This is a genomic window from Desulfosporosinus sp. OT, from assembly GCF_000224515.1.
Taxonomy (GTDB): Bacteria; Bacillota; Desulfitobacteriia; order Desulfitobacteriales; family Desulfitobacteriaceae; genus Desulfosporosinus.
In genome coordinates, this window is record NZ_AGAF01000259.1 from 1 (window position 1) to 10,454 (window position 10,454).

Here is a 10,454-nt window from a genome sequence, read left to right on the forward strand (position 1 = left end):
GTCCCTGATTTCCTGGACGGGGACCTTGCGGTTGCCCTTGATATCCTAGACGTGGACCTTGTGGCTGTCCTTGATATCCTGGACGGGGACCTTGCGGCTGTCCTTGATATCCCGGGCGTGGACTTTGGGGCTGTCCTTGGTTTCCTGAGCGGGGACCTTGCGGCTGTCCTTGATTTCCTGAGCGTGATCCCTGGGGACGCCCTTCTGTTCCTGAACGGGGTTGTTCTAACGACCGGCTCTCTTGCTCCGATTCGGATGTATTTGGTCTTGTTTCCTCGGTATTTTTATGGTCAGAATGATTCAAATTTGTCTCCTTTCCTTTCAGTTGGTTCCGTAAATAATCAGCATCTTTTTGATCGACTGTACTTAAATGATTTTTAACATCTGTTCCAATAGCCACAAGTCTTGTCATCACTTCTTTACTACTAAAATTTAATTCTTTTGCTAATTCGTGAACACGAATACTCATTTAACCACCCCCACATATTCGGCTCCCACATTACGCTCCAAGCATCAGCTCCTTGCTAGTAAAATAGCCTTCGCAAACCCTTGATCTAAAATAAGCACTGCTGAACGCGGCGAAAGTCCTATTGAATGTCCAATTTCCATCTTTGTGCCAGTGATAAACACTGGCAATCTTATATCACTAGCCCACTTGTCGTACTTTTTCTGAGCCCCGTGAGCATCCTCCGCAATAATAAGAAGAAATCCTTTTCTCTTCTTCAACATAGCTTCTACTTCTGCTTCTCCAGAAGCAATTTTTCCCGCTCGCCTTGCGATCCCCATTAGCGACTGGATTCGTGTGTTCACAAAGTAATCTTCCCTTCGAGGTTGGCAAATACTTCAGAATCAACGTCCACTCCAAAAGCTTTACGGAATCGTCGTTCTTTAACGGCCGTTTGGAAACAGATCAAGTCAGGACAAAGGTAAGCGCCACGTCCATTCCGTTTTCCAGTAGGATCGAGCTCAACAGCCCCTTCTGGAGTTCTAACAATTCTCAAAAGCTCTTTCTTGGGCTTCATCTGTTGACATCCCAAACACATCCTCATTGGAACTTTCCGTGTCTTCATACCATCACCCCTTCTCTCTCTTCTTTTTCTCCTTAATAATTACTTGCTCATTGGTTTTTAAGTCTTCCCCAATATCAGCAAAAGCTGTTTCAGTCGCTCCTTCGATGCCATTCGTGGTGGCTTCACTTTCCAAGAACTCCGGCTCTTGAGCATATTCATCATATGTTTCGTTGTTATTGTATGCATTATTCTCGTCATACGCTTGAAAAGTTCCGTCTTCGGCAGTTTGCTTATTTTGCAAAGTCGGATCATTCTCAGCAAATTCGTCTTCTTCGTATTCCTGATAGTTATTTATTTCGGCGAATTCATCATATTCAGAGTACTCCTCATATTCGCCGTATTCCTCGTAATTTTCATACCCTTCTTCTTGCCCTTGAGTAATGATATTTAACCCAACCGCTTGGGTCTCACTTTTAATATCAATCTTCCACCCCGTCAGTTTGGCAGCTAAACGAGCGTTTTGGCCTTCTTTACCGATCGCTAGGGAAAGTTGATAGTCAGGAACGACGACAACTGCAACTTTTTCATTGGGTTTGGGATATACTCCCACAACTTTCGCAGGAGAAAGTGCATTGGCTACAAACTCTTGGGGATCTGTTGAGAAGTTCACAATGTCAATCTTTTCCCCTTTTAATTCAGTGACAATGGTTTGTACTCGAACTCCCTTAGGACCAACACAAGCTCCAACTGGGTCAACATTTGAGTCACGTGAGTAAACAGCAATTTTTGAGCGAGCCCCCGCTTCACGAGAAACACCCTTAATTTCAACAATGCCGTCATGAATTTCCGGAACTTCAAGCTCAAATAAACGCTTTATCAGTCCTGGATGAGTTCGGGATAGCATAATTTGCGGTCCCTTTGTTGTTTTTTTAACCTCCACAACATACGTTTTAATACGTTCGAAGGATTGATACACTTCTCCAGGGATTTGTTCTTGAGCAGGAAGTACGGCTTCGACCTTCCCTAAATCAACAATCACGTTCTTCTGCTCGTAACGTTGGACTACCCCGGTGACAATATCTCCTTCGCGATTAACATATTCGTCATAAATCATGCCTCGCTCAGCTTCTCTAATGCGCTGCACAACAACTTGCTTTGCGGTTTGGGCTGCAATCCGTCCAAATTCACGAGGGGTGACTTCATATTCCACAATGTCCTCAAGTTGATAATTAGGATCGAGTTTCCGTGCTTCCTCCAATCCGACCTGAGTCCGAGCATCCTCCACGATTTCCACAACAGTCTTGCGAGCATACACTTTAAACTCACCAGTTAAGCGATCAATAAGAACTCGAACATTTTGTAATGATCCAAAATTCTTCTTGTACGCAGAAATCAATGCTGCTTCAATTGCCTCGAATAAAATTTCCGCGGAAATTCCCCGTCCTTTTTCTAACTCATGAAGGGCCTCGATGAAATCCATATTCATTTTTCCATTTTCCTCCTCATTCTATTGTACATAAAGAAAAAACTAAAAATCTAGTGCTAAATGAGTTTTTTTTGCCAAGGCGTGTGGAATTGCCATACGCTTTTTCTCATATTCTAAAACGATTTCATCGTTTATCAATCCGATCAGATTCCCCGTAAACTCCTTATACCCTTGGAACAAAGAGGACGTATGTACCGTAATCAAACTTCCCTGAAAACGGATAAAGTCCTCTTCCTTGAGTAGAGGACGTTCCAGCCCAGGAGAAGACACTTCCAACATGTAAGCCTGTGGAATAGGATTTTTCTGATCAAGCATTTCACTCACTACGTGGCTCACTCCTGCACAATCATCCATGTCCACACCACCGTCTTTATCAATATAAAGGCGCAGATACCAATGCGCCCCTTCTTTTTTGTATTCTACATACACTAATTCCAGCCCTTTTTCTTGAACTAGTGGCTCAACCAACGAACTGATCTGTTGCTCTAAAACTGAACTCATGTGAAATCGCTCCTTTAAACATGGCCTGAAGAACGTACTCTTCATAGTCTAACGAAGATGCCCTCGAGTTATACTAAAGCCACGATTTGAACAAACGAAGGAGCGGGCCAGAACCCACTCCTTACCAACAAACGCTACAAATTTCCTTATACTAATATAGCATATCCCCTAGACATCTGCAACCCAAGTCAACGGAAGTTTCTCTGCTTAGTGCAGCCTTTGGCAGAAATTGCATCAATAGACCTGCTCTCATATGCAAACAAATCAGTCACCTTAACAAAAGGCAACTGATTTATCTTAAGTTAATATTCATCTCCGTCATCCAAATGTCTATGAATAAACTCGACAAGTACTATTCCTCTTTTTTAAACTCCGCTTTCAATTTTGCGAGTTCATCTTCAACTTCTGAGTTTGCCTTGCTCTTTTCTAACTCAGCAAACTGATCGTCGATTGTATTTCCGGTGTTAACCATCGTCCGGGACGCTTTGGCTTCTGCCTCCATCCGCTCGACCCGATCTTTCATCCGATCCATACCGGCCATCGGATCATGGCTAGACATTCCAGAAACTGCTTCGTTGGCTTTTTTCATCGTTTCCGCACGACGTTGGCGCATCACAAGATTATTACGCTCCATTTTAGCCTTCTCTAATTTTTCGGTTAAGACACTTAGGTTTGCTTGTAAATCTTCTACTGCTTTGGACTGATCAGCCAATTGATTTTGATAATCTGTCAAGCTGGTTTCCGCTTGTTTTCTGAGGGTTAGTGCCGTACGTGCTAATTCATCTTTGCCTTGTTGCACAGCTAAGCCAGCTTGTTCAGTCCGTTGAGCAACTTCTTTGCCCAGAGTTACAATGCGCTCTTCAAGCTGAATTTTATCTGCTACAGCCCGGTTAACTTGAATCTGGAAGCTCCGCACTTCCTCTGTTGTCCGATCCACATAAAGATTCAGCATTTTCTCTGGATCTTCCGCCTTGTTCACAATATCTGTAATGTTAGCCTGAAATAAGTCTTTCACCCGAGTAAACAATCCCATTTTTCAGCTCTCCCTTCGTTTATACCTTATAAGGCGACGAGATTTTCTAGTGCATTTAATCATTAATTTTATATAAGTTGAAATTAGACTTTAGAGTTTGATTTCTACCCCTTCCATGAAATCCTTTAATTTGGGACTTTTGCAGGTATCGAAGTACGAGCCGTTTAATAAGGGGTAAGTAAGATTCATTGCTATAATGAGTGTAACAAAGAGCTTAGATAAAATCATGAACTAATTGTGAAATTTTCATGAATTTTAATCTTTTTTCCTCTGTTTCACCACCTTCTTAAAAAAATAAAGACCTCACCCCCTGCTTCGGGTAAGGTCTTGCAACTTTGTAAACGGTGATAGGCCGGGTCCACATCGGACCGATTGTCGACTCTATCCACGGCATTTCTGCCGCTCGCTACTCCCCTTACTTTATGCCTTCTTCCGCTTCAAAATCGAAGGAGAAGAATCTCTACAAGAATATTCTACGTGAGAGGCCATTTAAAGTCAAAGTAGGTTTTCGCTCGTTTTCCCTATATCCGAGTTCTCCTTACTCAGCTGTACCTTACCCAAGGAATCAGTAGTCACTAAAGCGAGTGCTAGCTCATGCTTTCTCACTCACGCTCCATTCTTGAATTTCCTTTCCTGCCCCAGTCGACCCCGAAGCCAGAGGAAGTTTCTTAGCTTAGAGAGCGCTTAAGTGGAATTTGCGTCAATGAGCACAGTCAATAAGGCGTTAAGAAATGCAACGGGACTTGTCCAAGACTCAAACAGGAAGTTTGAGGTTAGAGCACCGCCCGAAGACACTGTCTTCGCACGCATTAGCCTTCTTGCAGGATGGCATAGCATTCGACCAGAAAGCCCTAGAGGTTTCGCGTTTTAGCCTTATCGACAAGCGAATAGCAAATGCAACGTGCGCGATCACGATAGTCTCCAGTGGAGAATATCGCCGAAGGCGCAGAGCTAGCAACGTACACTTTCGCGCTGTAGGGTTAGTATCGCCGAAGGCGCAGTGCCATTAAAGCAAACTTTCGCGCCGTAGGATGCTAAGAAACTTCCTCCTAAAATAGGCTAAAGTTAGGATGAAAGCGCTTTCTCAATTAGACTCTTAATTTTCCCAGCAACATCTTCAACCGACACGAGCTGCGTCTCACCTGTTTTCCGTTCTCTTAGTTCGACCTGGCCATTCGCCAGAGTTTTACTACCGATCGTCACTCGTAAAGGATATCCGACCAGATCCGCATCTTTAAATTTCACGCCAGCACGTTCGTCTCGGTCGTCAAGAACAACTTCCACCCCTAGACGCTGAAGCTCATGATAAAGTTTATCCGCTTCCGCTACCACTTGAGCGTCTTTTGTGCTAACTGGTACAATTATACAATGATATGGAGCAATAGGCATCGGCCAGATAATTCCATAATCATCGTGATTCTGTTCAATAGAGGCTGCTAACGAACGGCTGACACCAACACCATAACAACCCATAACACAGGGTTTTTCTTCGCCATTTTCATCTAAGAAAGTGGCCCCGAGGGATTTGCTATACTTCGTTCCCAATTTGAAAACTTGACCTACTTCAATTCCCCGCGCTTCTTTCAGAGGAGCACCACATTTAAGACAAGCTTCACCCGGCTCAACCATTCTCAAATCGTGGATTTGGTCAATACGGAATTCTAGACTTGGGTCCGCATTCACAATGTGATAATCCGTCTGATTAGCTCCGCATACGACCTTTTTCATCAAAGGAACCTCTTCATCAGCAACAACCATTAGACCAACGGGCACTTCAACAGGACCCACGGAGCCAGGTTCACACCCTAATAGTCCTTCTACTACATGCGATGGAGCGAGTTCGAGTGAAACAAACCCACCAAGAGCATTATTCAATTTTATTTCATTCAACTCACGATCCCCACGAATCAGCACCAGGAACAGTTTGTCATCCCCTTGATAAAGTAACGATTTAACAAGACTGGTCTTGGGCACAGCTAAAAACCCGCAGACTTCATCAATAGTCCTAATTTCAGGTGTATGCACTAACTTCCGTTCACCCTCAACTACAACATTCTCTATCACTTGAGGACGGCACTCCGCTTTTTCCACATTGGCGGCAAAATCACACTCCGAACAATAAACAACACCATTTTCTCCCGATTCGGCCAAGACCATAAATTCATGGGTTCCACCAGTTCCTCCGATGGCCCCAGCATCCGCCTCAACTGGCCGATAAGCTAAACCACAACGTGAAAAAATTCGGCAATAGGCTTCGTACATCTTTTGATAACTTTCATTTAGCCCTGCTTCATCCCGGTCAAATGAGTAGAGATCTTTCATAATAAATTCCCGACCACGCATCAGGCCAAAACGAGGACGCCGCTCATCACGATATTTATTCTGGATCTGGTAAAGAAGAAGTGGCAGCTGTTTGTACGAACGAACTTCACCGCGAATAAGATCCGTAATAATTTCTTCATGTGTCGGGCCAAGGCAGAATTCTCGGTTATGTCGGTCTTTTAAACGAAACAGCTCATCACCATAGACATTCCATCGCCCGCTCTCCATCCATAATTCGGCAGGTTGTATCACTGGCATAAGAACTTCTTGACCACCTTTGGCATCCATTTCTTCACGTACAATGTTTTCGATCTTCCTTAAAATACGCAACCCCAGCGGCAAATAGGTATATACTCCGGCCGCTGACTTACGAATCAATCCTGCCCGAACCATCAGTTGATGGCTGATAACTTCAGCTTCAGCTGGAACCTCGCGAAGTGTCGGATTTAATAGTTGGCTGACGCGCATTATGTCCATTCCTTTCTACTATAGGGATACTTGAATTGTCCCTACTACTTAAACTTTTCATTAAATCAAACTGCCTTTAATTAACCTTGCCATGAACGCGAACATACTCTTCAATTTCATGGAGCAAAGCTGGTAGCAATTCGTCTTCCGGAAGTTTGGCTACAATCTCTCCCTTCCGGAACAAAATTCCCATCCCTTTTCCGCCAGCAATCCCAAAATCAGCTTCACGGGCCTCACCCGGTCCGTTAACAGCACACCCCATAACTGCAACTTTTAAAGGCTTGTCCAGTGGTGGGAGTTGTAATAACCGTTCATCAATTTTTTCGGCGAGTATTGCTAAGTCGACCTGTGTACGACCACAGGTCGGACAACTGATTAAATCCACGTCCTGCTGTCGTAAGCCGAGAACACGCAGGATTTCCAGGGCTATAGGAATTTCCCGAACGGGATCTCCTGTGAGTGACACTCGAATCGTATCTCCGATCCCTTCGGAAAGCAACGCCCCAATTCCTAACGCTGATTTAACCATGCCCGAGCGTACTGTTCCTGCCTCTGTGACCCCTAAATGCAGCGGGTAATCTGTAACCTCAGCCATTTTGCGATAAGCTTCAAGCATCAGGGGAACCGAAGAGGCCTTCAGCGAGACTTTAATTTTATCATATCCCTCATCTTCCAGTAAACGAATATGTCCTAAAGCGCTCTCGACCATCCCCTTGGCAGTAGGACCTCCATACTTTTCTAAGAGTTCTTTATCCAGTGACCCAGCGTTAACACCGATCCGAATCGGAATCTGTTGTTCCTTGACAGCTCGCACAACCTCCTGGACTTTCCAACGAGCTCCGATATTTCCGGGGTTTAACCGTAAACCATGGATACCTTGTTCAACAGCACGCAAAGCCAAACGATAATCAAAATGAATATCGGCAATCACAGGAAGTGGGCTCGCTGTAGCAATCTCTTTTAAAGCTTCTGCAGAATCTTCATCCAACACAGCTATGCGCACTATTTCGCACCCAGCTGCAGCCAAGGCCCGAATCTGGGTTAATGTTTTTGTCACATCACGGGTATCCGTATTGGTCATCGACTGTACTACAATCGGGGCTCCTCCACCGATCAATACGGACCCAACCTGGACTGGTTTTGTTTTCTTTCTTTGAATCATGTCAGCCTCCTACTCCAGCTCCCTCGTACATTACCCCGCTTTGACAAACAAGCGTACGACATCTTTGTAAGTAACGGCGATCATTAAAGCCATAAGCAATACGAAGCCTACTAAATGAATCATATTTTCTTTTTCTGGGTTTAATGGCTTGCCTCTTAATCCTTCGATCAATAAAAAGATTAGCCGACTTCCATCCAAAGCAGGAATTGGGAACAGATTAATAATTCCTAGTTGGATGCTTAAAACCCCAGTTAACCCCAATAAATTGGACAAACCTTCCTGCGCTCCTTCTCCTATTGCTTGGGCTATCATGACCGGTCCGCCTACTTCGGCCGGAATTTTCCCAGTCAACATTTGGGCTAAAGTTACTACAATAAACTTTGTGAAATCCAACGTCCGCTCCAACCCAAAACGGGTCGACTGCAGAATAGAGGCATGCATATAGTTGACTTCTGGCGCAATCCCAATCATACCGTATCCTGTTTGAGGATCTTTTTCTGTCTTCACAGACACAGTTTGCTGTTGCTTTCCGTTAACCCGTTCTATTGTTAAACTTAAAGTTTGGTCTGGATTGGCATGAATGACCTCTGTTAAACGACTCCAGTCAGGTGTTGGCTCTTGATTCACAGCAAGGATTTTATCTCCTGGTTGAATCCCCGAAGTGGCAGCTGGTTTTCCTTTAACTAAGGAACCAACCATATTTGTGTCCCCTGGGGATGGAATCCCCAGATAAGCAAAAACGCCCACAAACAAAATCATAGCCAAAACAAAGTTCATGATCGGCCCCGCCACGATTACCGCCATGCGCTGCCAAACGTGTTTATTCATAAAACTCCGCGCATCCTCTATCGGGGCAATAACCGTCCGGCCATTTTCATCTACTTCAGCGTCCATGCCATAAAGTTTGACAAATCCGCCTAAAGGGATGATACGTAGTGCATAAAGTGTTTCTTTACCCTGATAACCCACAATTTTCGGACCAAAACCGAAACTGAATTCAATCACCTTAACCCCGATCCATTTGGCGACCATATAGTGTCCAAGTTCATGAATCATGACCATGCTTCCAAAGACAAAAATAATGGCGAGCGTCGTCAGCACTTTACCCCCCCCTTTCTCGTAGTTCGAAGTCCGTGGTTCGAAAGTTTAATTGTCAAATATCGATTATGTTAATCTATTCCGAAACACTCACTTCTATAAGTGGGTGTTCTTTATTTTGCTTAGGTTAGGGTTCACTCTCCCACGAAGTCTCCATTCAGCTTTAGCTGAATGAGTTAATTGCATCTCGTGATTCTTAGTTAGAATCTCATACATCCGAGTTTGTTGTTCATTCCCGTAGGTCGAACAACGAATATCGCACTACGAAATAAGTTCCTCGGTTCGAGAACGCGCCCAAGTGTCCGCATCAAGTATGTTTCCCAAATTCAAGTTATCTAACACATTATGTTCCGAACATACCTTTTCGACAACGTCGTGGATACCTAGATACGAGACCTTCTTCTGAAGAAATGCTGAAACAGCAATTTCGTTGGCTGCATTCATCACCGCAGGAAGTGTTCCACCACGTCGTCCTACCTGGTAAGCCATAGCTAGTGCTGGAAAAGCTGCCAGATCTGGTTCATGGAAGGTCAACGTTTTTCCTCGCAGGTCAAGGCGTTCAAAAGAGTTCTTCCAGCGTGTTGGATAACTGAAAGCATATTGGATTGGCAACCGCATATCGGGTCTTCCTAACTGAGCAAGCACTGAACCGTCTTGATAAGCGACCATGGAGTGGATCACGCTTTGGGGATGAATAAGGACCTCAATTGCATCATAATCCAGATTAAATAAATGGTGCGCTTCAATTACTTCAAGTCCTTTGTTCATCATCGTTGCCGAATCAATCGTAATTTTAGCACCCATATCCCAATTGGGATGGTTTAAGGCTTCCTGCAAAGTGACCGTCGCTAATTTTTCTCTAGACCAGCCAAAGAAAGGACCTCCAGATGCGGTCAGCATAATCTTTTCTATGGTTTCCGGACTATCTTCCAGACACTGAAAAATAGCAGAGTGCTCACTATCCACAGGCAAGATTTTGCAATTCATCTTTCGTGCAGTCCCCATAACCAAGTCCCCACCAGCGACCAATGTTTCTTTATTGGCTAGGGCAATCGTTTTACCGGCCTCAATAGCCGCAAGAGTAGGCTCCAAACCAATCCTGCCAGAAAGGGCTGTGACAACGGTATCCACTTGTTCATTGATAACAGAATTAACAATACCGTCCATGCCCTGTTCTACCTTAATCGACAAATCTCTCAATCGAGAACGAAGTTCACGGGCAGCGTCCTCGTCCATCATCACGACAACAGCGGGATGAAAAAGTCGAGCCTGTTCTTCCATAAGTTCGACGCTTTTATCTGCCACCAGAGCATGAATTTTAAAGCGCCCTTCAGCGTGACGAACGACATCCAAGGTTTGACGTCCTATCGAGCC

At 44.4% G+C, this 10,454-nt stretch carries 11 protein-coding genes; 1 reads left to right on the plus strand and 10 read right to left on the minus strand.

Features of this window, described 5'->3' with window-relative positions; genetic code table 11:
* The 6 genes from DOT_RS25060 to DOT_RS25085 form a co-directional block, all read right to left on the minus strand.
* On the minus strand, positions 1–469 hold a 469-nt coding region (locus tag DOT_RS25060; RefSeq protein WP_009624394.1), incomplete at its 3' end, for a translation initiation factor IF-2 N-terminal domain-containing protein.
* Positions 470–513: 44 nt separating this feature from the next.
* Positions 514–810, minus strand: coding sequence for a ribosomal L7Ae/L30e/S12e/Gadd45 family protein (locus DOT_RS25065; RefSeq protein ID WP_040413475.1), 297 nt, complete (start codon positions 808–810; stop codon positions 514–516).
* Positions 807–1,070, minus strand: a complete 264-nt coding sequence (locus DOT_RS25070) for a YlxR family protein (protein WP_009624396.1) — start codon at positions 1,068–1,070, stop codon at positions 807–809. The genes DOT_RS25065 and DOT_RS25070 overlap by 4 nt, the downstream gene beginning before the upstream one ends.
* A gap of 4 nt (positions 1,071–1,074) precedes the next feature.
* Positions 1,075–2,496, minus strand: coding sequence for a transcription termination factor NusA (gene nusA, locus DOT_RS25075; RefSeq protein WP_009624397.1), 1,422 nt, complete (start codon positions 2,494–2,496; stop codon positions 1,075–1,077).
* A gap of 42 nt (positions 2,497–2,538) precedes the next feature.
* Positions 2,539–2,997, minus strand: coding sequence for a ribosome maturation factor RimP (gene rimP, locus DOT_RS25080; RefSeq protein ID WP_009624398.1), 459 nt, complete (start codon positions 2,995–2,997; stop codon positions 2,539–2,541).
* A gap of 352 nt (positions 2,998–3,349) precedes the next feature.
* A complete protein-coding gene (locus DOT_RS25085) occupies positions 3,350–4,030 on the minus strand; it encodes a PspA/IM30 family protein (protein ID WP_009624399.1) in 681 nt (226 codons plus the stop codon).
* A 703-nt stretch (positions 4,031–4,733) separates the two neighbouring features.
* On the opposite strand from DOT_RS25085, the gene DOT_RS30865 reads away from it, so the two are divergent.
* Complete coding sequence (locus DOT_RS30865; protein WP_207637076.1) at positions 4,734–4,901, plus strand: hypothetical protein; 168 nt, start codon at positions 4,734–4,736, stop codon at positions 4,899–4,901.
* 194 nt (positions 4,902–5,095) lie between these two features.
* Here DOT_RS30865 and DOT_RS25090 read toward each other — a convergent pair whose 3' ends face one another.
* The 4 genes from DOT_RS25090 to DOT_RS25105 form a co-directional block, all read right to left on the minus strand.
* Positions 5,096–6,820, minus strand: a complete 1,725-nt coding sequence (locus DOT_RS25090; RefSeq protein WP_009624402.1) for a proline--tRNA ligase — start codon at positions 6,818–6,820, stop codon at positions 5,096–5,098.
* A gap of 76 nt (positions 6,821–6,896) precedes the next feature.
* Complete coding sequence (gene ispG, locus DOT_RS25095) at positions 6,897–7,979, minus strand: flavodoxin-dependent (E)-4-hydroxy-3-methylbut-2-enyl-diphosphate synthase (protein ID WP_040413477.1); 1,083 nt, start codon at positions 7,977–7,979, stop codon at positions 6,897–6,899.
* Between the two features lie 33 nt (positions 7,980–8,012).
* On the minus strand, positions 8,013–9,083 hold the full coding sequence (gene rseP / locus DOT_RS25100; RefSeq protein ID WP_009624404.1) for an RIP metalloprotease RseP: 1,071 nt from the start codon (positions 9,081–9,083) through the stop codon (positions 8,013–8,015).
* 258 nt (positions 9,084–9,341) lie between these two features.
* Positions 9,342–10,454: 1-deoxy-D-xylulose-5-phosphate reductoisomerase (locus tag DOT_RS25105; RefSeq protein WP_009624405.1), on the minus strand; the 1,113-nt coding region annotated here is incomplete at its 5' end.

Excerpts from the sequence above, each read along its gene's own strand:
- DOT_RS30865 (WP_207637076.1), top strand. The coding sequence starts at position 4,734 with ATGAGCACAGTCAATAAGGCGTTAAGAAATGCAACGGGACTTGTCCAA.
- rimP (WP_009624398.1), bottom strand. The coding sequence starts at position 2,997 with ATGAGTTCAGTTTTAGAGCAACAGATCAGTTCGTTGGTTGAGCCACTA.
- DOT_RS25070 (WP_009624396.1), bottom strand. The coding sequence starts at position 1,070 with ATGAAGACACGGAAAGTTCCAATGAGGATGTGTTTGGGATGTCAACAG.
- DOT_RS25085 (WP_009624399.1), bottom strand. The coding sequence starts at position 4,030 with ATGGGATTGTTTACTCGGGTGAAAGACTTATTTCAGGCTAACATTACA.
- DOT_RS25090 (WP_009624402.1), bottom strand. The coding sequence starts at position 6,820 with ATGCGCGTCAGCCAACTATTAAATCCGACACTTCGCGAGGTTCCAGCT.
- nusA (WP_009624397.1), bottom strand. The coding sequence starts at position 2,496 with ATGAATATGGATTTCATCGAGGCCCTTCATGAGTTAGAAAAAGGACGG.